Consider the following 22,339-nt stretch of genomic DNA (forward strand, 5'->3'; position numbering starts at 1 on the left):
GCTGTTGACTGCTCGGTAATGGTCAAACGGTCGCCGGATCGGCGGCGGTGATGTGGATCCTTGTTCTATTCGGATCGGCTGAAAGCGCCGATCGAGTCGCGGATGTGATTGACCAGTTCCTCGACGAGGCGCGGCTCGACACATTGCCATGCCGTCGGTGAATTGGCGCACGGCGCATCGTCCCGACCGTCACGTGGCGCTGGCTTGTTCGTCGTGGGGTCCGAGGAAGTCGGCGGTGGGGTGTGGGTTCCCGTTGTGGGGTTCGTCGCCTCGACAAGGGTGTCCGCGGCTGCATCGGGCGGTGACGGCACGGTCGGTGTGGCGGTCTGGTGGTCGGTCGACGCGGTCGGCACGACCGACGACCTCGGAACGGGCGGTGATGGCACGGAAAACAGATTGGGGGGCAGCTCGAACGCGCCCGGTGTCGAGTCGGTCGCAAACGGGAGAGGCGTGGCCGGCGACGCTCGATCGCCCTGGTTGTCCGGGTTGACGAACACGGCCACGGCGATCGATGCGGCGGTGGCAGCGGCCAGTGCGAACGCGGTGCGCTGTCGGATGACCACCGCCGCCACTCCGGCGCACACCGCCGCCACTCCGGCGCACACCGCCGTGAGGGGCTTTCCGGCGTCGCGGACCGACTGTAGGTACCACGGGCGGCGCGAAGCCGGAATCGACTGCTCTGGTGTGTCCGCGAGCCGCCGCGCCGCCTCGTGTGCGACGACCTTGCGTTCCGTTTGGTGTGTATCCCGCTCCGCGCGGGATGCACGGCGCAGTGCCGCGACCGCGACAGCGAGCGCAGTGACCGCGACAGCGAGCGCCGCGACCCCCAGCATGATTAGTGCGAACTCGAACATACGGCCGACAGTGGATGCCCGGATGGCGGATTGTCATCGGCCGCACCCGTATTGTTACGGATTCGCGCCAATGTCCGTTTCGTGTCTCCTCGGGTGAGGGGTCTCGATGTGTCCACACGTCGACGATCCTCGGATTCGACGGCATCACTCGTTCGTCATGCCGAGCCCGCACGTTCGATCGCGATGCCTCGCACCGACTTGAGTTCGGAGACGAGTTCGGTGCAGACCTTGACCGGCCACGCTGGTAGTTCGAGCCGTGTGGCACCCAAGTGGATGTGCACCGGGGACGCGCCGTGATAAGCGCCCAGCGTGTCGCGCAGCTCGGCAACCGTGTTTTTGTCGATCTTCTTGGCGTCGGCGCGCAGTACCAACGGTGGTTCGGAGCTGGGCGCGTGCTCGGCCGCGGCGATGTCCACCGGCACCGCGTCCGAGGCGAACACACTGACCTCGCCCTCACGCTCGTTGACCCGGCCTTTGACCGCCAGCGCGTTGTCCTCGGCCAAGCAGTCGGAGAACAGCTCGTAGGACTTCGGGAAGAACAGCACCTCGACGCTGGCGTCGAAGTCCTCCAGTGTGACGATTGCCCAGGGCTGTCCATTCTTGTTGAGGCGCCGCTGGATCCCCGAGATCATCCCGGCGATCTTGGCTTCTTCCTTGCCGTTGCCGCCGGACTCACGTTCCCCACCGACGAGTTCGGCGATGCTGGTGTCCTGATACGGCGCCAGCAACCGCTCGGCCCCGTCCAAGGGGTGCGCCGAGACGTAGAGACCGAGCATTTCCCGCTCGTACGCGAGCAGTTGCTTACGTGGCCATTCCTCGTCAGTGAACTGAAGATGCGCCAGCGGTGAGGTGTCGTCGGTGTCTGTGGTGTCGTCGGCACCGCCGAACAAGTCGAACTGACCCATCGCCTCGTGGCGTTTGATGCCGATCACGGCGTCGCCCGCCGCCTCGTGGTGCTGGGTCAGCGCCATGCGAGTGAGCCCGAGCGAGTCGAAGGCATCGGCCTTGATCAGCGACTCGATGACCCGCTTGTTGCACGCGTGATCTCGATCTTGCGCGACCCGGGTCAGGTCCACGCGGCCCGATAGTGCGGGTGGCGCTCCCATGTCGCGGCAATGGCTCGCACCGCCTCGACGTACCCGTGGGATCCCGACGACGTCGAGCATGCTCCTGGCCGGACTGTTGTTGATCGGTTCGCGCGGACGTGATCCGCATTAGGTCCCAGCGGAGGCCGCCGTTGTCGGCGAACAGGCGTGAATCGGGTGATTCACGGGCAGCAAGAATCGCCGTCTTTCCCAGAACTGTTCACTGTTCGGTAGTGGTGGCATAACCTCCTGTGATCATTCTCGAAGCATTGGGAGGTTCCGGGTGTCACCACGACCGGATGACGAGCGGCTCGCGCTGCCGCTGCTGACCCCGCGCCGGGCGAGCGCCACGTGCCGCTACCGCTGCGGTGACCAGTGCGCGAAGCACCCGCCGAACCCCTCGGAGAACACCTACTTCGGTGATCTCGTCCAGCGGGCGATCAACCGGCGCGGACTGCTCCGGGCAGGTGCCGTGGTCGCGGTCGGGGGTGCGGTCACCGGCACGCTCGCGAACGGTGCGGCCGCGGCTCCGTCCGCCTCGGGAAACTCGCCCCGCGGGTGGGATTTCGTCCCCGTGCAGCCGAACACCGAGGACGCCGTGGTCGTCCCGGAGGGCTACGAGCAGAGGGTCGTGGTTCGCTGGGGCGACCCGATCCTGCCGGGTGCGCCGGAATTCGACTTCGACGATCAGACGCCCGAGGCGCAGGCGGGGCAGTTCGGCTTCAACAACGATTTCTGCGCCCTGTTGCCGTTGCCGGGGCACCGGCGACTGATGGTGAACAACCACGAGTACACCTCGGAGGAGTTCCTGTTCCGGGGCTACGACCCGGACAACCCCACGGAGAACCAGGTCCGGGTCGCGTGGGCGGCGCACGGGCTTTCGGTGGTCGTTCTCGAAACCGGGTCGGGTGCGCCCCGAGTGCTCCAGGACGGGCTCAACCGGCGGATCACCCTGAACTCCCGGTTCGAACTGCGCGGACCGGCCGCGGGCAGCGACCTGCTGAAGACTCCGGCGGAGCCGACCGGCACCACCGCCTTCGGCACGATGAACAACTGCGCGGGCGGGGTGACGCCGTGGGGCACGATCCTGTCGGGTGAGGAGAACATCCACTTCTACTTCGCCAACGCCGAGCAGGTCACCGATCCGGACACGCGGGCCCGGCTCGAACGCTACGGGTTCGAAGCCGGCCCGACGGAGCGCAAGTGGGAACGGTTCGACTCCCGCTGGGACCTGGCCAAGCAGGTCAACGAGTCGAACCGGTTCGGTTGGATCGTCGAGATCGACCCGTACGACCCGGAGTCCACGCCGGTCAAGCACACCGCGATGGGCCGGTTCAAGCACGAGGGCGCGAACGTCCACGTGGCCGACGACGGCCGGGTCGTGGCCTACATGGGTGATGACGAGCGGTTCGAGTACCTCTACAAGTTCGTCTCGGACGGTCGCGTGAAACCCGGTGCGAGCGGGCACGCGCGCCGGCACAACATGGGCCTGCTCGATGCGGGCACGCTGTACGTCGCCCGGTTCACCGGCGACAGCCCCGAATCGGAGATCGACGGCAGCGGCCGGTTGCCCTCCGACGGCGAGTTCGACGGCCGGGGAGAGTGGATCCCGTTGGCGCACAACGACGTCAGCTTCGTGCCGGAGATGACGGCGAACGAGGTGTACGTGTTCACCCGGCTCGCGGCGGATTCGGTCGGCGCGACGAAGATGGATCGGCCGGAGGACGTGCAGCCCCATCCGAACACCGGCCGGGTCTACTGCGCGCTGACCAACAACTCCCTGCGCGGCACCGAGGGCGAGGCCGGTGCGGACGAGGTGAACCCCCGAGACGAGAACAAGCACGGCCAAGTCCTGGAGATCGACGACGACGCGGCCGGGACCGCGTTCGCGTGGCGGCTGCTGCTGGTGTGCGGTGATCCGGACGATCCGAGCACCTACTTCGGCGGGTTCGACAAGAGCGAGGTCTCGCCGATCGCCTGTCCGGACAACCTCGCCTTCGACGCGGCCGGAAACCTGTGGATCACCACGGATTCAAAGGCGGCACTCGGCTACAACGACGGTTTGTACGCGGTGCCGCTGGACGGCCCGGAGCGAGGTCACGTGTCGCAGTTCCTCAGCGTGCCGCGTGGTGCGGAAGCGTGCGGGCCGGTGATCGGGAGTGATCTGGTGCTGGTTTCGGCGCAGCACCCGGGTGAGGTGGACGGTGCTGACGCCGACCACCCGGCCTCGCACTGGCCGGATGGCGGTCAGTCGCAACCGCGCCCCTCCGTGGTGGCCGTCTGGCGGTGAGTCAGGCATGGGCTGTGTCGGTTCCTCGACGAACCGGCGCAGCTCATTGCCCGGCATTTCACTCGGACGAGTGAGTACAAGTGGGCTTCTCGAGTTCGAAGTCCGTTCACCTTTTCGTCCGAGTTTCCTCGCTTGGGCCGCATAGCGTTCCGGTGTTCCCACCGAAGCGCTCATGGAGGTCCGCTTGCCTTCCCAGCCGGATAACGGGCGAGTCATCCCGCTCCCCCTGCTGTCGAACCACTCGGCTCGCCGCTCTTCCCTGACGTGCAAGTACCGGTGCGGCAACGCTTGCGCCCACGACGCGCCCAACACCTCGGACAACGCCTACTTCGGCGACATCGTCGAGAACGTGCTGAGCCGTCGCGGAGCCCTCAAGGCAAGTGGTGTGCTGGCACTGTCGGTCGGTGGGGCGGCGGCCCTCGGCGGAGCGGCTGTCGCCCAGCCGGGGCAGGCTCCCGGCGCCGCGGCCTCCGGGCAACCCACTCCCGGCACCGACTTCAAGCCGGTCGCGCCCAACTCGCGGGACGCGCTCGTGGTTCCGGAAGGCTATGAGCAGGGCATCGTGATCCGCTGGGGCGACCCGATCGTGCCCGGCGGCCCCGAGTTCGACTTCCACAACCAGACCCCCGAGGCGCAGGAACAGCAGTTCGGCTACAACAACGACTTCGCCGGACTGATCCCGCTGGGCGGCCACGGCAACACCGCCCTGCTGGTGGTCAACCACGAGTACACCACCGAAGTCCGCATGTTCCCGGACTACGACGAGGCGAACCCCACCGAAGAGCAGGTTCGCACCGCGTGGGCCGCGCACGGCCTGTCAGTCGTCCTCGTCGGCCGGGATCCCAAGGGCGGACTCACCCCGCAGCCGAGTGGCTTCAACCGCCGCATCACGCTCAACACCGAGTTCGAGGTGCGCGGCCCCGCGGCGGGCAGCGAACTGCTCCGGACCTCCGCCGACCCGACCGGCACGCGCATCTTCGGGACGCAGAACAACTGCGCGGGCGGTGTCACCCCGTGGGGAACGGTGCTCTCCGGTGAGGAGAACATCCACCAGTACTTCGCCAACGCCGACGCCGTGACCGACCCGAAGGCGAAGGAACGCCTCGACCGCTACGGCTTCAGCGCAGGCGCCAGCGACCGCAAGTGGGAGCTGTTCGACAAGCGTTGGGACATCGGGCAGGAGCCGAACGAGCCGAACCGGTTCGGCTGGGTGGTCGAGATCGACCCGAACGATCCGAACTCGACCCCGATCAAGCACACCGCGCTCGGCAGGTTCAAGCACGAAGGTGCCACCGTCAAGGTCGCCGACGACGGTCGCGTCGTCGCGTACATGGGCGATGACGAGCGGTTCGACTACATCTACAAGTTCATCTCCCGCGGCAAGGTCAAGAAGGGCACGAGCGCGCACGCCCGGCGACACAACTCCGCCCTGCTCGACGACGGCACGCTCTACGTCGCCCGATTCACCGGCAACAGCCCCGAATCGGAGATCGACGGCAGCGGCGAACTGCCCTCGGACGGAGCGTTCGACGGCAAGGGCGAGTGGATCCCGCTGGCCGCGGGCGACAAGTCGTTCGTCGCCGGCTTCACCGCCGAGGAAGTCCACGTGTTCACCCGGCTGGCGGCCGACGCGGTCGGGGCCACCAAGATGGACCGCCCGGAGGACATCGAGCCGAACCCGGTCAACGGCCGCGTGTACTGCGCCCTGACCAACAACTCCAACCGCGGTTCCGAGGGCAACGCCGCGCCCGACGAAGCCAACCCGCGCGTGGGCAACAAGCACGGACACGTGCTGGAGTTCGACGACGACGCGACCGGCACCGCGTTCGGTTGGAACCTGCTGCTGGTCTGCGGCGACCCGGCCGACGCCGGCACCTACTTCGGCGGCTTCGACAAGAGCGCGGTCAGCCCGATCTCGTGCCCGGACAACGTCGCCTTCGACCGGCACGGCAACCTGTGGATCTCCACTGACGGCAACGGGCTGGATGCCAACGACGGGTTGTTCGCGGTGCCGGTGGACGGGCCGGAGCGGGGCCACGTCAAGCAGTTCCTGACCGTGCCGATCGGCGCCGAAACCTGCGGGCCGGTGATCCAGGACGACCTGATCACCGTCTCGGTGCAGCACCCGGGCGAGAGCGACGAGGGACCGACCTCGCACTGGCCCGACGGTGGTGACTCCCAGCCCCGCCCGTCCGTGGCGGCGGTGTGGCGTGCCGGAGGCGGCGAGATCGGCCGCTGACCGGCGCCTCGTCACGTCGCTTCGCCACGACGCGACGAGGCCGACCCGCCCCGCCCGGGGTGGGACTCCGACCGGATGGCGAGCGCGGGGGCTCCTGGCATCCAGGGGCCCTCGTGGCGTGTTCGCGCTCGCCGTTCCGGTCCTGCGAACGCCGGTGGTCAGGTGCGGGGAGCCGCTCGCAGCGCGAGCACGACGGCGGCGGCCCCGACCATCACGACCCCGACGACCCACAGCCCGGCCCGCTGGGTGCCGGTCACGTCCGTGAGAACACCGGTCACGTAGGGCGCCGCGAACCCGCTGATGTTCCCGAGCGAGTTGATCATCGCGATACCGCCCGCGGCCGCCGCGCCGGAGAGGAAGCTGCTCGGCAACGCCCAGAATGTCGGCAACGCGGAGCACACGCCCACCGCGCACAGCGTCACCGCGACCATCGCCGCGTAAGGATTGCCCAGGTAGAGCGCGACGGGAATGCTGATCCCGCCCAGCAGCATCGGCAGGGCCACGTGCCACACCCGCTCGCGGGTGCGGTCGCCGTGCGCCGCCCAGAAGACCATCGCTACCGCACCGACGACGTACGGGACGGCGGTGACCAGGCCGGACTGGATGACCGACAGGTTCGTGCCGTACTGCTGCTCGAAACCGGCGATGATCAACGGGAGGAAGAACCCGAGCGCGTAGAGCCCGTAGGCGATGCCGAAGTAGACGAAGGCCAGCGCCAGCACCCGCGGATGCGTCAACGCCTTGCGCAGTGGCCAATGATGGTTCGCATCGGTCCGCTCCCGCTCGGCGGCCAACTCGGCGGTCAACCAGTCCCGCTCCTCTTCGGTGAGCCACTTCGCCTCGGAGGGCCGATCGGTCAGGTAGAACCAGGTCGCCGCGGCCAGCAGGAGCGCGGGCACTCCTTCGACGAGGAACATGAACCGCCAGCCGGAGAGGCCGAACACGCCGTCACCGGCACTGATCAACACGCTCGACACGGTCGCGCCGACGGCGCTGGAAACCGGCACGGCCACCATGAACAGCGACACCGCCTTGGCGCGCTGCGCGGCCGGGAACCAGTAGGTCAGGTAGAGGATGATGCCCGGGAAGAAGCCCGCTTCGGCGACGCCGAGCAGGAAGCGCAGCACGATCAGCGCCGCCGGGCTCGACACGAACGCCATCGCGGTGGCGACCAGGCCCCACGTGACCATGATCCGGGCCAGCCACTTCCGCGCGCCGAACCGGTGCAGGGCGAGATTGCTCGGCACTTCCAGCAGCAGGTATCCGAGGAAGAAGACCCCGGCGGCGAACCCGAACAGCGTGGGGGACAGACCGAGTTCCTCGTTCATGCCGTTGGGGCCGGCGAATCCGATGTTCACCCGGTCCAGGTAGTTGATGAAGTACAGCAGGCAGAGGAAGGGCATCAGCCGAAGTGACACCTTGCGGACGATCCGGTTTCCCGGGTCCGCCGTGGTCGATATAGCGCTGTTCACTCGAAGATTCCTATGGCCAACCGCGAGCGCGGTCAACCCCGCGATGCCGGGCCTGCCCGCATTCGGGCGTTCACCACGCGCACGGATACGGTTGCGGCATGTCTTCTCGTCCGATTGCACTGGTCACCGGCGCCTCACGTGGCATCGGTGCAGCGGTCGCCCGCTCCCTCTCCGAGACGCACGACCTGCTTCTCGGAGGCCGCGACGGTGATGCGTTGAACTCCCTGGCCGCCGAACTCCCCGGAGCCACTCCCTGGCCCGTCGAACTCACCGACGACGAGGCCGTCGCAGCAGCCGCCGCCGACATCGAACGGCTCGACGTGCTCGTGCACAGCGCGGGCATCGTCGAACTGGGTTCGTTGGCCGACACCACCGCCGACTCCTGGCGCCGAACCTTCGAATTGAACCTCTTCGCCGTTACCGAGCTGACGCGGATGTTGCTGCCCGCGTTGCGCGCGGCGCGGGGACACGTGGTCCTGATCAACTCCGGCGCCGGGCTCGCGGCCAAACCGAACTGGGGCGCCTACGCGGCGAGCAAGTTCGCCCTGCGCGCGTTCGCCGACGTGCTGCGCTCCGAGGAATCGGGCAGTGGCGTGCGTGTGACCTCGGTCTTCCCCGGCCGCGTCGCCACCGACATGCAGCGCGAGGTCCGCGCGGCGGAAGGTGGCGAGTTCGAGCCGGAGCGCTACCTGCACGTGGACTCCGTCGCGGCCCCGGTCGTTTCGGCCGTGAACGCCTCGGCCGACGCCCACCAAACCGAGATCATCGTGCGCCCGTCCTGAGCGAACGCCGAGGCGGTTCGCCCACGGATCGCCTCGGCAACCGGATCCCGTCCGGTACGGGAACTCCGCTCAGCCGCGGATGTGCGTAGCGGCCGTCCGGGCTGCCGCCTGCACCGAACGGCGGTCCACCCGGGTGGGTTCGCGATCGTGCAGCACTTCTTCACCTGCCACCCAGACATCCCGCACGCAGCGGGAACCGGCCGCCCACACCACGTTCGCCAACACCTGTGAGTCCGGCACGTCCAGCCCCGTGGCGAACGACGGGTCGTCCACGTCCATGTGCACGATGTCGGCCCAGTTCCCCGCTTCGAGGCTGCCGATATCGGGGCGCCGCATCGCCTGCGCACCTCCGCGAGTCGCCGCCAGCAGCGCGGCGCTCGCGGTCAGCGCGGTGGTGTCTCCGGAGGAAAGCCGGGCGAGCATGCCCGCCAGCTGCACTTCCTCCCACAGGTCCAGATCGTCGTTGCTGGAAGGGCCGTCGGTTCCCAGCCCGACCGGGACGCCCGCCGCGAGCAGGTCGACCAGCCGGGCGGTGCCGGAGGCGAGCTTCGCGTTCGACCCGGGGCAGTGCGCGATCCCGGCTCCATGGCGGGCGAGGACGTCGATGTCGGCGTCGTCGAGGTGCACGGCGTGCGCGGCGAGCGTCCGCCCGTCCAGCACGCCGAGCTCCGCGAGCAGCTTCGGCACCGAACCGAACGTTTCGCGCTGCTTCTGGTCCTCGTCCGCTGTTTCGGCCACGTGCGTGTGGACGAGCGCTCCGCGCTGCTGCGCGGCCGCACCGATCGCCTGGAGCGCCTCGGGCGGCAGCGTGTACGCCGAGTGCGGGCCGTAGCCCAGCTCGATCCGCTCACCGGGCCCGAAGCGCAGCCCGTCGGCGTCGATCCAGCGGCTGATCCCGTCGACCATGTCCTGCCAGCTGCCGAGTTCGCTCATCTCGGGGGTCGAGATCACCGCCGGAGTCAGCACCAGCCGGGAGCCGACCGCGAGCCCCGCCTCGGCGACGGCCTCCCCTGTGAAGTACATCTCCGCACTGGTGGTCACGCCGGAGCGGAGCATCTCCACGCTGCCGAGCTCCATCCCGGCGCGCACGTCGGAGTAGCGCAGCCGTGCTTCGGCCGGCCAGATGACTTCGCGCAGCCAGCGCAGCAGCGGCAGGTCGCCGCCCATTCCGCGCAGCAGGGTCATCGGGCTGTGCGCATGCGCGTTGACCAGCCCGGCAAGCAGGATCCCGCTGCACTCCCGCACCTGCGCTTCCAGAGGGCGCGCGGGGGCCTGGGACCGGGGGCCGCAGTAGAAGACGCGCCCGGTGTCGTCGACGTCCACGACAGCGTCGCGGATCACCGAGCACGGTGCGTCGCAGGGCAGGGCCATCGGTGCGTGCAGGCGGAGAGCGATCGGCATGGCCAGCATTGTGCCGGAGTCATCCGTGCAGGGAACGTGTCAGTGTGTTCCTGAGCCGTCGTATTGCTACGCGGCGTTGACCCGGCGGGTCTTCTCGTGGCGGTACCCGGTGCCAGCGAGCTGGTCTTACGTGGGTTTCCAGCGGGCTCGTTTGTTGTCGCCCCGCAACTCGGGGAGGACGTGCTGCCCGCGGTCTCGGCCAGGTGGGCGAGGTTGCGGGCCGCGTTGAGGTCGCGATCGGCGGTGTGGCCGCAGTGCTCGCAGGTGAAGGTCCGTTCGGACAGGCGCAGTTTGGCTTTCACCACGCCACAATCCGAGCAGGTTTTCGAGCTGGGGTAGAACCGGTCGGCCACGACGAGCCCGCGCCCGTGCCAGCGGGTTTTGTAGTCGAGCTGGCGACGCAACTCACCCATCCCGACGTCGGAGACAGCGCGGGTGAGCGTGCGGTTGCGGACCATCCCGGCCACGTTGAGGTCTTCCACGACGATCGTGTCGAACTCCTCCACCAGGCGGGTGGAGAGCTTGTGCAGCCCATCGGTCCGGGCGTGGGCCACAGCGGTGTGCAACTTGCTGATGCGGGCCTGCGTCGCGCGCCACCGGTTCGACGGCTTCCGGCCGGTGCGCTTATCCGGGCCTGCCCGGCGAGCGGCCGTCCGCTGCAACCGTCGGAGTTCGTTCTGTGCGGCTTCGAGGTGTTTCGGGTTGGCGATGGCCTCGCCCGTGGAGAGCACCGCGAGGGACTTCACCCCGAGATCGACACCAACTGTGCCGCCATGACTCGCGGGAGACGGCTCAGCCTGGGCGACCTCCACCGAAAACGACACGAACCACCGACCAGGAGCCGACCTCGGTGACGGTGCGATCCCAGACAATGCCGCGCTCGCCGCATTCAGTAGCGACGCGTCCAGCCTGGCGCTCCAGGTCGTCGCGCTGGACACGCGGCAGTAAACACCGTGCGACCAGACGGTTCGGCGGACGATTCGACAAGGATCGTGCCGGTATCGAGCTGACGAGCGGGCGCGGGCAGCGCACCCGCATGGAACCAGTTCAGCGCAGTCCGATACGAAACACCCTGCCCACGCGCCCACTCCTTCAACCATGACAGCTCAACACAAACCGACACGCTTTTACTCATAACCCCGAACAGCTAAGGACCCCCGCCGAAGGTGGTCGTCGAGTTCCACATCACCACGCCGGCCAGCAGCACCACGATGTGCAGGACGACCAGCCACGCGATGTCCTTCGGGGAAATCCGGATCATGCGGCCAGTTTGTTCGTCGTACCGGTTCGACGCCTCGGCCCCTGAGTCCGTCTTTCCTCGGTCAACCGGCCGGGCGATTCACGGTCGAGCGGTCCTCAATCGTCCATCAGACCGGTCCGCCACGCCCAGGAAGCGGTTTCCACCCGGTTCCGGGCGTTGATCTTCGACTGGGCGGCGGCCAGATGCGTCTTCACCGTCGACAGCGACATGAACAGCTCCTGGCCGATCTCGGTGTTGGTCAGCCCGCGGGCGGTGGCCCGCACGACGTCGAGTTCGCGCTGCGTGAGTCCCTCGGCCGGGGGCAGTGCCCGTCGCTCCGGTCGATCCGGCTGGGCGAAGTGTTTGAGCAGCCGAACGGTGATCTGCGGCGACACGAGGGCATCGCCGCGCACCGCCGCGTGGAGCGCCTCGATGAGCAGTGCGGGACCCGCGTCCTTGAGCAGGAAACCGCTGGCACCGTTCGAAAGCGCGGCCGAGACGTACTCGTCCAGGTCGAACGTGGTCACCACCACGACCTTGATCGGGTCCGTCGCGTTCGAGCCTGCCAGCTGCTTGGTGGCCTCCAACCCGTCCATGCCGGGCATGCGGATGTCCATCAGGCACACGTCGGGACGCTTCTCCTTGGCCAGCCGCACCGCGTCGGTCCCGTTCGACACGTCGGCGACCACCTCGATGTCGTCCTGGGATTCCAGGATCATCCGGAAACCGGCCCGGACCATCTCCTGATCGTCGGCGATCATCACCCGGATCATGTTTCCCTCTCGACTTCTCGACTCTGGTGGATGGCCGGGGCCGGGGAGGGCCGGGCGTCGTCCGGCCGGCTGTCGCCGTTCTCCAACGGCAACCACGCTTCGACCCGCCACCCCGAACCGCTGGGCCCGACCCGGAACCGGCCCCCGACCAGTTCGACCCGCTCCCGCATGCCGACCAAACCGTATCCGCCGGAACCTCCAGCGGGTTGCGCGCGCTTGCCCTCGCCGTTGTCGCTGACCAGAACGTGCAGGTAGCTTTCCGACGTGCTGACGGTGATCCGGACGAGGGTCGCGTCGAGTGCGTGCTTCTCGACGTTGGTGAGGGACTCCTGCGCCAGCCGGAGCGCGGATCGGGCGACGTCCTGCGGAATGTCCCTGGTCAGTTCGATGTCGAGTTCGAGGCGCGCCGCATCGGGATTCTCGGCGGCCAGCCGGTTGGTACGCAGGGCGAGCGCCTCCAGGTCTCCCCGCAGGTCCGTGCTCGCCTGCTCCATCGATCCGGAGGAATCGGTCGAATCGGCATCGCGCATGCTGCTGACGAGTCGCCGCATCGCGGCCAGCGCCTCGGTTCCGCTGTGCGAGATGCGGGTCAGCGCATCGGCGGCGGCTTCGGGATTCTTGCCCGCCACCAGCTGAGCGGCTTGGGCTTGCACGACGATGCCGGTCACGTGGTGCGCGACCACGTCGTGCAGTTCACGGGCCAGCGCCAGTCGTTCCTCCTGCTGGGCCTGGGAAACCGCCGCGCGGACCGAACGGGCGCGTTCGGTGTCGCGCGCCCGGAAGTACAGTCCCGTACCCACCGACAGAGCGGAGAACAGTCCGCCGACCAGCCCGGTCTGCACGAGCTGGGAGAACGGCTGCCACAACGAGTCGCTCGACGCGAACGTGGTGTACAGGCAGGTCGCGAGCAGTACGGATACCGCGTAGGCCGCTTGCCGGGGTGCTGCCGAGCGGGTGACGAACGCCAGTAGGAGCATGCTGGCGGCGTGGGCGCCGTACGGGATGCCGGACAGCAGGAAGCCGTCTCCGGTGGTGCCCGTTACCTGCAGGAGCATCGTGGTGAGCAGCAGGGTCAGCGCGCCGAGCACGGTGGTTTCGGTCGGGCGCATCGGAGCGATCACCGCGAGCCCGGACATCACGGCCGAGCACAGGAACAGCAGGTTGTCGGAGAACCCGAAGTCGCTGTTGATCAGTTCGAGGAACAGGACGGTCGACAGAGCGGCCATCACGGGCCATTGGCTGCTCAGCAGTTGCCCGAGTGGTGTGTTGATCGCTGCCGAACGCTGGTGCCGCAGGTAGAGCGCGGTCCCGGCGGTCAGCATGAGCAGCAGTGCGTTGAACGCGACCCCGTTCGGGTTGAAGTACTGCTCCCGCACGAATCCCGCGAGAAGGATGACGGCGGCCGATGCCCCCACCGCGGGCGCGGCCAGCCGTAGTGGCCGGGACCGGACGAGGTGCAGCACCACGAGCAGGACGGCGACGGTCTCGGTGGGGGTGGCCAGCCCGATCGTGGTGGGAGCACTCCCAAACACACCGTGTGCCAGTGCCGAGAACGGGAACAGCCCGGCCAGCGCGAACAGGCTCAGGAACGGCCGGGTGCGCGCCCAGGAGGCGGCGACGACGGCGAGCGCGTTGAGGACCAGGGTCAGCGGCTCGGCTCTGGCCAGGGACCCGGACAGCATCAGTGCTTCGAGCGCCCATGCTGCCACGAGCAGCACGATCAGGGCTCGTCTACTCAGCAGGATCATCGCGAGCCGCGCGGCCCACACCGCGGTGTTCGGGTCTTGCGAAGTGCGCACCACCGCACCGTAGATGGTTCCTCGCGCGGGTTCGGTTGGCCGAGTGGTCGGAATACCCGGCTGTTCGGCCGAGACGCGCGGTTGGCGGTGGGCGGCGCACACCGCTCTCCGAGGTGCGGTGGCACGGTTCCCGACACCGGAACGGCTGGGTAGGGCCGCAGTAGGCCGATCGATGCGGGGGCGCCACGTTCGGTCAGGAGCACACAAGCCACATGGCCGATTTGCCGTGAACGGATCAGCAGCGACTCTGTGGGAGGTGCAAGTACAACGACCCGAGAGGGAGCAGACGGATGATTACGAGCGTGCTGGCGGTGACCGGAACCGTGGTGGCCATGGGGGTACTGCTGTTGATGGCGGTGAGTTCGGTGCTCACCGACGCGTAGGGACACCGGGCGATCCACCGCGAATGGTTGCCACCACGGGAAAAAGTGGATGTCGGCTCCGATCGGGTTCGATTTCGATCCCGCCCCGCGGTCGGGCCGGCCGCCGGAGTCCGCCGCGGCGGACTCCCGGCTTCGGGCAGGTCGCCGGGGTGAACGCCAACGCTCGCCGGCACGTGGTCCGGCCGAAGCCGGTCAACGTGGGGCCGTTCGACCGGGGGACGTGGAATCTCACTTGATCGGTGATATCCGATCACACGACCGGGTGGTTTCGCCGCAGAATGGACGAACAACTCAATCCGATATCCGCTCGAAGATCAGATCGCGGATGATCCGGCCTTCTTCGTGGGCGCGGTTCTCGAACTTCGTCACCGGGCGCCACTCCGGCCGCGGAGCCCAGCCGCCGGGCTCACCGGCGTGCCGATTCCGCAGGGCGGGTTCGGCGTCGCAGACCTCGAGCATCTGCTCCGCGTAGCTCTCCCAATCGGTGGCCAGGTGCAGGACCCCGCCCGGTACGAGCCGGGAAGTGACCAGCGCGATGGTGTCGGGCTGCACCAGCCGACGCTTGTGGTGCCGCTTCTTCGGCCACGGGTCCGGGAAGTAGATCCGCACTTCGGACAGCGATGCGGGCTCGATGTGGTCGCGCAGCAGCACGGTCGCGTCGCCGCGCAGTACGCGCAGGTTCTCGAGCGCCAGCTTTTCGCCACGCAGCAGCAGCTGCGCCAGACCCGGCTTGTAGACCTCGATGGCCAGGTGATCGCGCTCGGGTTCGGCGGCGGCCAGTTGCGAGGTCGTTTCGCCCATGCCGGATCCGATCTCCAGCACCACCGGAGCGGAGCGACCGAACCAGGAATCGACGTCGAGCGGCCCCTCGGGCAGCGTCGCGACATCGTGGCCCAGCCGTGGCCAGTACTCGTCCCAGGCTCGCTGCTGTCCCGATGTCATCCGCTCGCCCCGCTGGACGTAGCTGACGACTGTGCGGCGGAAGGGGACTTGCTGGTCAGAGGCGCTCACGAGAACCCAGTATCGCAAACCTTCCGGCGGTGCCGACTACCGGAGCCGGTCGGTGCGCCCGGACGACGGGATTCGGCCGATCTCCGCCGTCCCGCCGAGCGGACCGTCGCGGAGGGTGCTCACCACGACTCGATGTGCGGCAGCGCGGACCGGAGCTCGTCGATACCGCCGACCCGGTGCGGCTGCGGAGCGCGTTCCGAGTGGGCCGGGATCACGTTTACCCAACCAGGGTGGCGATCGGTCAGGACCACCGTGGTGGGCGTCTTCACCGGCCCGCGGTCGGAGGGCCCGTACTCCCAGGACCCGGTCTCGCCGATGATCGGCCACGGCACGAAGAACCAGCCAGGGCGGCCGGTCAACAGTTCGTGGAGGTCGTCTTCGAACTCGAACGCCGCGTTCCTCGACGGGAGCTCGCCCCGGTCGAGTGCGCGCAGCCACCACGGTGCGGGCAGCTTGTGATGTGCGCCGTTGAGCTTGCGGAACAGCGTGAGGACCTGCTCTTCGGAGGCGCGGTGGATCCAGCTGCAGCGCAGCGAGGAAGGGGCCGCCCCCTCCAGCACGGGTGGATGGGCCTCGGTGGCCAACGACCACTCCAGCCTGGGAACGGGCTCCAGCTGCACGTCGGTGAATTGTGAGGTTGCCGGGACGGTTCGTTGCGAGGGAACGACCGAACGATCTGTGGAACGCACTCTGGCCCACCATCCATCTGCTGTTGACAAAGCGCGCGCCCGCGGGGCGCTGCGTGTCCCCAAGCGGCGCTGGTTCGGGACAGAAGGTTGTGCTTAATGCATTACCAGAAACCGCGGTGAATATACCAAAATGACACGAATTGTGCTCAAGGTCACAACTCGGTATCCACTCGTGTTTCGCGGGCCTCTCGGCTCGACAACAACCCTCCGGCGCGGTGCAGTGGAGGAGTGCCAGACCAGACGATGCAACGCGTGGACCTCGACGGCGGCGTAGCCGTGGGAGTGGACGGCTCCGCATCCTCCCTGCACGCGCTGAGCGCGGCGGTGGAGGAAGCCGAGCGGCGGCGGACGACGCTGCACGTGGTGCGAGCGTGGAGCCTGCGCACCGCGCCCCGCCCGGCCGATACCCCGACCGGCGCCGTGCCGAGCATGGAGGAGTACCGGCAGGCGGTGCTGGAGGACACCGAACGGATCATCGAGCGCAAGCTCGGCGCCGGTTCGGTCGTTTCCCGGCAGATACACCTGGTGCACTCCCCGTCGCCGCAAGCCCTGCTCTCGGCGTCCCGGGGAGCCGACCTGCTGGTGGTCGGACACCGCGGGCGAGGCGGATTCGCCGGGTTGATGCTGGGCTCGGTCGCCGAGCAGTGCGTGCGGCACGCCGCCTGTCCCGTACTCGTCGTTCGCCCCAGTATTTGAGCTCTCGGGGTTTCGGTGGTCCAGTTTGTGCGGCGGTCCGGTTGCGGGTGGTCCCGTTGGGTGCGGGGTGAAAGCGGCTGGCGCCGCTTGGAACCGCCGGCGCCGACAGCCGGGCCTGGAAAACCGGTCTGGAAAGCCGGGCATGGAAAGCCGGGCATGGAAAGCCGGGCATGGAAAGCCGGGCATGGAAAGCACAGGGCCCGGGCCATCCCCCGAATGACAGCCCGGGCCCTCCCCCGTCCCGACCGCGGCGCCCCCGAGCGCGTGTGCAGTCGGTCGTTCGGTTGTGCCTGCGTCCTCCTCGGCGATGTCGAACCCGCATCGACTCGGAGGGCGGCGAGACCGAACTGCGGCGGTGCACAACGACGAGTCGAAGCAAACTGCTGTAGCTCGATCTTGCCCGATCCTATCGGTCGGCGTGACCAGACTCTCGGCCGGGATGGCTAACGCGCGACCGGTCGCGACGTGGACGAGTGGATCATGACCTGCGCGTTTGCGCTACCCGTCCGCTCAGGCGTCCCGCCGCTGCACAACGACCAGCGAGATCGCCAGCATCGCCGCCGCGATCGCGGCGAAGTACGCCAAGGAGCCCCACGGCCCCAGCGGAGCACTCGACGCGATCTGCTGCGCGGCCATGTTCCCGCTACCGGCCGACAGGAAGTTGTCGGCGACCGTGAACGGCATCCACTGCTGGACGTCCGGTCCGAAACTGGGAATGAGGGTGACCAGTGATTCGACCAGCATCGACCAGATCATCAGCAGCGTCACCGCCCCGGCGGTCTGCCGCAGCAGCGCCCCCACCGAGATCGCCAGTACCGACCCCACGGCGAAAACCAGGCCGACGCCGCCCACCTGTCGGAGCTGTTCGATGTTGCTGATCGCCAGGTCCGACTCCGGAGAGATGGCGGATACGACGCCCCACGAGCCGAATGCGGCCAGCTCGCCGACTACGAAGGCGAAGACCGCCACAACGGCGACCTTGGCGAGCATCGCGCTCACCCGGTTCGGCACCGCTTGGAACGTGGCCCGGATGGTGCCGAAGCGGTACTCGGTGGTGACGCTCAGGGCGGCCATCACCAGGACCACCATCAACCCGAACTGGTAGCCGAACTGCGTCATGCGCAGCGTGGTCTGGTCGACCTGGGTGGCCAGCAGGGCGGCGAACCCGATGGTGAGGCCGAGCGCGACCACCGTGCACCACCACGGCGAGCGGGTGGAGAAGAGTTTGATCCGTTCGACGGCGAGCAGGGTCATCAGGCCTGTCCTCCTGCCGTCGCGAGCTCGTTGCCGGTGCTGTACTCGACGGCGTCGCCCGTGAGTCGCATGAATGCTTCCTCCAGAGACCCCTGCTGGGGTGACAGTTCGTGCAGCACGATCCCGTTGCCCGCCGCGATCTCGCCGATCCGTTCGCCTTCGGCCACTTCGACCATCAGCGTGTCGGGCACGTTCGGGTCGGCGGGGGCCACGGCCATGCCCGCCGTCGTGCAAAGTTCCCGCAGTTGCCCCGCCTGTGGTGAGCGGACCTTCACCGACGTGGAGCCGGCTCCGGCCACGAACTCCTCGGTGCTGCACTGGGCGATGAGCTCGCCGCGCCCGATGACGATCAGGTCCTCGGCGGTCAGCGCCATTTCCGAGAGCAGGTGGCTGGAAACCAGCACCGTGCGGCCCTCGGCGGCGAGCGTCTGCATGAATCGGCGGATCCAGTGGATCCCCTCCGGGTCCAAGCCGTTGACCGGCTCGTCGAACAAGAGGACTTGAGGATCGCCCAGCAGTGCCGCGGCGATGCCGAGTCGCTGGGACATGCCCAGTGAGAACCCGCCGGCATTCTGCTTGGCGACCTGTTCGAGGCCGACCAGCGCCAGTACCTCGTCGACCCGCTTCATCGGCAGGTTGTTGGAGCGGGCCAGCCAGCGCAGGTGGGCGTGCGCGGAACGGTTGGGGTGCACCCACTTGGCGTCGATCAGCGCACCCACGGTCCGCAGGGGCTGCTTGAGCTCGCGGTAGTGCATGCCGTTGATGCGGACCTCGCCCGCGGATGGCAGGTCCAGCCCCAGCATCATGCGCATGGTGGTCGACTTGCCCGCCCCGTTGGGACCGAGGAAGCCGGTGACTCGACCGGCTTGGGCGGTGAAGGACAGGTCATTGACCGCGACCTTCGAACCGTAGCGTTTCGTGAGGCCGACAGCCTCGATCATGAGTACTCCTGGTCCGGATGTATCGGCGACCTGGCTGGTCGCACGTTTCCACGCTGCCAGCAACGCCCGTCCGGGCGGCCGTAGCGGCGCGGTGCCTCGATCAGCTTCGCTCAATCCGAATCATATTCTGATCAGGGATGACCCCGATGTTCCCCGGAGAACACCTGTCGGCCCACCTGCTCGCCAGTGATGAGAATCACCGGGTCAACCGGTTCAGGGCGTCCACGAGACCGTCCTCGAACACCGGAGCGACGACGTGATCGGCGACCGCCAGAACGCTGTCCGGGGCCTGGCCCATCGCGACACCGACCGCGGCCCACTCGAGCATCTGAATGTCGTTGTCCCCGTCGCCGACCGCGAAGGTCTCCTCGCGGGCGATGCCGAGTTCCACCCGGAGCTTCTCCAACGCGGCGCCCTTGGTGACGTCGGCGGGCACGATCGTCACCCACGGGTCGTAGTGGTCGATCGTCACGGTGCACAACGGCAGTTCGACACCACTCATGGCCCGCATCAACTCGGTGTGGTCGTGCCCCGCCCAGTTCGCGATCATCCGGGGAATCGGGCGGTCCACCAGCTCGTCGACCGTCGAGACCTGCTGGGGACCGTGCAGCTCATCCTCGGCGAAGTGCTCGGTCACCAGATTGCCGCTGCCGACCTGCTCGGCCGCGAACAGCGCTCCCGGCAACCGGTTCGCCAGCTCGGCGTACACGGGGGCGGGGTCGAAGGTCTCGATGGACAGGGTGTCCGCGGTGGCGGCGTCGACCTTGACGGCCCCGTTGGAACACAACGCCACACCGCTGCTCAATCCGAGTTCGTCGAGGACGGGCAGAGTGCCGAGCATGCTCCGGCCGGTGGCGATCACGACCCGCTCGCCCCCGTCGACAACTCGGCGAACCGCCGCGCGAACGGGGGGCGAGATGCGCTGGGTCGCGGGGTCGAGCAGCGTTCCGTCGACGTCGAGAGCGACCAAGCGTGGGTTCCGGCTGGCATGCGACACGGGTCGAAGGCTAGTAGCCCGTAACCGTTCGGGCGGCAAACGCGGTACAGGTCACGTCCCCCGGCCCGGCGTACCGCGCCCCGGACCGGGCCGCAGGCCGGACCGTCAGGACCCCTCGGGATCCGGTGCGTCCTCCTTTTCCGCCAGTCGCTGCTCCGTCCGCGCGGCGAGTTCGTCCTGCAGGACCCGCTCCCGCTGTCGCGACTGCAGTCGGGTGAGGATCCACACCACGATGCCGTGCGCGACCGCCAGCACCAGGCACAGCACGCCGAGCCTGGCCACCAGTGATTCGGTCGGGCCCGTGAACGTGAGTTCGAGGACCGCGATCAGCGCGAAGATCCCCAGTGCGCTGAGGTGGAAGAGCACGGTGATCAGTTGGTTCACCGAGTCGGCGACCTTCGGGTTCGGGTAGACCGATTTCAGATACGTCGTGCCGCTGCGCCGGATGAGCTGACCGTCCACGATGACGATCAACAGGCCGAGCAGTACGAACAAGAGATCACTGCCTGTGAACACCGCCGAAGTCCTTTCGAGCCGGGACGATCACCACTGCCACGCCATCGTTACCCGTGGCGATCTGGGGGTAAACCGCCGGTCGGGGCCAATCGGATCGCGGGGGAATCCGAGCCGTCGGCGAGGGATCCGGCACTGAGCGTGGCTGCCGCGTGGCAGGATGTTGCGCGGACGGTGTCGAGCCGAGCGCGAACGATCGGCCCGGTCGAGCGGAGGGACAGGGGTGAGTACGCCAGCCGACCAGCAGTATTGGCCGGGACCGCTCTCGGCCGCGGTCGCGCGGTTGTGCACCGATCTCCAGCCGGAGGTATCCGAGCGCACGGCGACGGGGTTCCGCGATGTGCTGCGCAGGCTGTCCGCACCGTTGCAGGTCGCCGTGGCCGGCCGGATCAAATCCGGCAAGTCCACGCTCGTGAACGCGCTGATCGGGCGCCGGGTCGCGCCGACCGACGTCGGTGAGTGCACCCGGCTCGTCACCCGTTTCCAGTACGGAACCGTCGACCGGGTGGAGGTCGTGTTCCACGACGGCACCAAGCAGGCGCTCCCGTTCGACGCCGATGGCGGCATTCCCGCCGAACTCGGTGTGGAGTTCGACCGGGTTTCGCACCTGGAGGCGTACCTGACGAATGCGGCGCTGCGCGATCTCACGGTCATCGACACCCCGGGCTTGGGGTCGTTGGATGCCGACTCGGTGGCCCGGGCGGAAAAGCTGCTGGGTGCGAGTCCCGAGGCCGGGCGCGAGGACGAGCTCGACCCGGTTTCCCGCCGCGCGGTCGCGGGTGCGGAGGCCGTGGTCTACGTCGTCACCCAGGCCGTGCGGGCGGACGATCAACATGCGCTGGCGTCGTTCGCGGCGGCCACCGGCGGCCGCGAGCCGGGGCCGGTGAACGCGCTCGCGGTGCTGAACAAGGCCGACACGATCGAGCCGGAATCGGTCGAAGGCTCGGGTGGTGACGTGTGGAAGGCCGCCGCACTGCTGGCCGAGAACCAGGCCGGGGCGCTCAAGCCCCGCGTGTCGGATGTGCTCCCGGTGGCAGGACTACTTGCCGAGACCGCCGAGACCGGCGGGTTCGGCTCGGCCGACGCGGACGCGTTGCGCAGCCTCGCGGCGCTCGACGAGGGGACCCGCGAGACCTTGTTCATGTCCGCGGACCTCTTCACCGGTTGGGAGTGCGATGTACCCGCCGGAGTCCGCGCCCGGTTGCTGGCGAACCTGGACCTGCACGGCATCCGCTGTGCGCTGAACGCGCTCGATGCAGACCCCGGCATGACCACGGGTGCACTGCGGCGAGTGCTGCGCGACTCATCCGGCCTGGCCACCGTGTTGAACAAGTTGGACGCGGTGTTCCGGGCCCGCGCGGACGGGATCAAGGCGGCGGCCGGGTTGGCGTCGGTGACGGCGCTGGCGCACGCGACCGGTGATCCGGCCGAGCGCTACCGGGTGCACGACGCGATCGAGGTGTTGCTGGCGAAACCGGAGGCCCACCAGCTGCGGGTGCTGGAGGCGTTGACCCTGGTGGCATCGGACTCGGTGGACCTGCCGGACGATCTCGCCGAGGAGGTGCTGCTGGTGGGGAGCAGCGCGGATGCCGCCGAGCAGCTGGGGTTGCCGGGAGGCGGGTATCCGGACCTGGTGAACCGTGCTCTGGAACGCGCGAACTGGTGGCGATCGTTCGCGTCGTTCGGCGCGACCCCGGCGCAGAGCCGAGTCGCCCACGTCGTGCATCGCGCTTACTTCCTCATCTGGCAGCAGTTGAAGGCGGGCGGAGAGACCTGAGGCGGGAATGGTGCGGAGCTGGTTCGAGCGGTCGAAGCGCGTGAAGGCCCGATCGGAGACGGATAAAGCCGAAATCTCACCTGAAAGTGGAACCTCGGTGGTGGCGGGGGCGTCGCACCAGGACGCCGGCCACCCCTCGGACC

18 protein-coding genes are annotated in these 22,339 nt (G+C 68.3%); 5 read left to right on the forward strand and 13 right to left on the reverse strand.

Annotated features, from left to right (window positions below):
- Nucleotides 1-65: 65 nt before the first annotated feature.
- Entirely contained in the window at nt 66-503 is a 438-nt protein-coding gene (locus ACYVAN_RS10915; protein ID WP_460958390.1) for a hypothetical protein, read from the reverse strand.
- Between the two features lie 506 nt (nt 504-1,009).
- Nucleotides 1,010-1,930, reverse strand: coding sequence for an OB-fold nucleic acid binding domain-containing protein (locus ACYVAN_RS10920; protein WP_460958392.1), 921 nt, complete (start codon nt 1,928-1,930; stop codon nt 1,010-1,012).
- Between the two features lie 292 nt (nt 1,931-2,222).
- Here ACYVAN_RS10920 and ACYVAN_RS10925 point away from each other — a divergent pair, with 292 nt between their 5' ends.
- Complete coding sequence (locus tag ACYVAN_RS10925) at nt 2,223-4,229, forward strand: PhoX family protein (protein ID WP_460958394.1); 2,007 nt, start codon at nt 2,223-2,225, stop codon at nt 4,227-4,229.
- 184 nt (nt 4,230-4,413) lie between these two features.
- Nucleotides 4,414-6,468: a PhoX family protein gene (locus ACYVAN_RS10930; protein ID WP_460958396.1), complete on the forward strand. Its 2,055-nt coding sequence runs from the start codon at nt 4,414-4,416 to the stop codon at nt 6,466-6,468.
- Nucleotides 6,469-6,626: 158 nt separating this feature from the next.
- On the opposite strand, the gene ACYVAN_RS10935 is transcribed toward ACYVAN_RS10930, so the two are convergent.
- Nucleotides 6,627-7,940: an MFS transporter gene (locus ACYVAN_RS10935; protein WP_460958398.1), complete on the reverse strand. Its 1,314-nt coding sequence runs from the start codon at nt 7,938-7,940 to the stop codon at nt 6,627-6,629.
- 98 nt (nt 7,941-8,038) lie between these two features.
- Here ACYVAN_RS10935 and ACYVAN_RS10940 point away from each other — a divergent pair, with 98 nt between their 5' ends.
- Entirely contained in the window at nt 8,039-8,722 is a 684-nt protein-coding gene (locus ACYVAN_RS10940; protein ID WP_460958400.1) for an SDR family oxidoreductase, read from the forward strand.
- 69 nt (nt 8,723-8,791) lie between these two features.
- Here ACYVAN_RS10940 and ACYVAN_RS10945 read toward each other — a convergent pair whose 3' ends face one another.
- The 6 genes from ACYVAN_RS10945 to ACYVAN_RS10970 form a co-directional block, all read right to left on the reverse strand.
- Nucleotides 8,792-10,123 carry an amidohydrolase family protein gene (locus tag ACYVAN_RS10945; RefSeq protein WP_460958402.1) on the reverse strand — a complete coding sequence of 444 codons (1,332 nt, stop codon included), beginning with the start codon at nt 10,121-10,123 and terminating at the stop codon, nt 8,792-8,794.
- Complete coding sequence (locus ACYVAN_RS10950; protein ID WP_460958404.1) at nt 10,060-11,223, reverse strand: RNA-guided endonuclease InsQ/TnpB family protein; 1,164 nt, start codon at nt 11,221-11,223, stop codon at nt 10,060-10,062. The genes ACYVAN_RS10945 and ACYVAN_RS10950 overlap by 64 nt, the downstream gene beginning before the upstream one ends.
- Before the next feature lie 256 nt (nt 11,224-11,479).
- Nucleotides 11,480-12,124, reverse strand: a complete 645-nt coding sequence (locus ACYVAN_RS10955) for a response regulator (protein WP_460958406.1) — start codon at nt 12,122-12,124, stop codon at nt 11,480-11,482.
- An 8-nt stretch (nt 12,125-12,132) separates the two neighbouring features.
- Nucleotides 12,133-13,935: a sensor histidine kinase gene (locus tag ACYVAN_RS10960; RefSeq protein ID WP_460958408.1), complete on the reverse strand. Its 1,803-nt coding sequence runs from the start codon at nt 13,933-13,935 to the stop codon at nt 12,133-12,135.
- Between the two features lie 674 nt (nt 13,936-14,609).
- Nucleotides 14,610-15,329 (reverse strand): tRNA (guanosine(46)-N7)-methyltransferase TrmB, encoded by a 720-nt coding sequence (gene trmB / locus ACYVAN_RS10965; RefSeq protein ID WP_460958410.1) that lies wholly within the window; start codon nt 15,327-15,329, stop codon nt 14,610-14,612.
- A gap of 119 nt (nt 15,330-15,448) precedes the next feature.
- Nucleotides 15,449-15,949, reverse strand: coding sequence for a hypothetical protein (locus ACYVAN_RS10970; RefSeq protein WP_460958412.1), 501 nt, complete (start codon nt 15,947-15,949; stop codon nt 15,449-15,451).
- 312 nt (nt 15,950-16,261) lie between these two features.
- On the opposite strand from ACYVAN_RS10970, the gene ACYVAN_RS10975 reads away from it, so the two are divergent.
- A complete protein-coding gene (locus ACYVAN_RS10975; RefSeq protein WP_460958414.1) occupies nt 16,262-16,714 on the forward strand; it encodes a universal stress protein in 453 nt (150 codons plus the stop codon).
- A 510-nt stretch (nt 16,715-17,224) separates the two neighbouring features.
- On the opposite strand, the gene ACYVAN_RS10980 is transcribed toward ACYVAN_RS10975, so the two are convergent.
- From ACYVAN_RS10980 to ACYVAN_RS10995, 4 genes are all read right to left on the reverse strand, one after another.
- Nucleotides 17,225-17,968, reverse strand: a complete 744-nt coding sequence (locus ACYVAN_RS10980; RefSeq protein WP_460958416.1) for a hypothetical protein — start codon at nt 17,966-17,968, stop codon at nt 17,225-17,227.
- Nucleotides 17,968-18,909, reverse strand: a complete 942-nt coding sequence (locus ACYVAN_RS10985) for an ABC transporter ATP-binding protein (protein ID WP_460958418.1) — start codon at nt 18,907-18,909, stop codon at nt 17,968-17,970. Before ACYVAN_RS10985 ends, ACYVAN_RS10980 begins: the two co-directional genes overlap by 1 nt.
- 196 nt (nt 18,910-19,105) lie before the next feature.
- A complete protein-coding gene (locus ACYVAN_RS10990; RefSeq protein WP_460958420.1) occupies nt 19,106-19,906 on the reverse strand; it encodes an HAD family hydrolase in 801 nt (266 codons plus the stop codon).
- Nucleotides 19,907-20,011: 105 nt separating this feature from the next.
- On the reverse strand, nt 20,012-20,422 hold the full coding sequence (locus ACYVAN_RS10995) for a hypothetical protein (RefSeq protein ID WP_460958422.1): 411 nt from the start codon (nt 20,420-20,422) through the stop codon (nt 20,012-20,014).
- Between the two features lie 220 nt (nt 20,423-20,642).
- Here ACYVAN_RS10995 and ACYVAN_RS11000 point away from each other — a divergent pair, with 220 nt between their 5' ends.
- Nucleotides 20,643-22,196, forward strand: coding sequence for a dynamin family protein (locus ACYVAN_RS11000; protein ID WP_460958424.1), 1,554 nt, complete (start codon nt 20,643-20,645; stop codon nt 22,194-22,196).
- Nucleotides 22,197-22,339 lie beyond the last annotated feature (143 nt).

This window comes from Parasphingorhabdus pacifica (assembly GCF_054779195.1).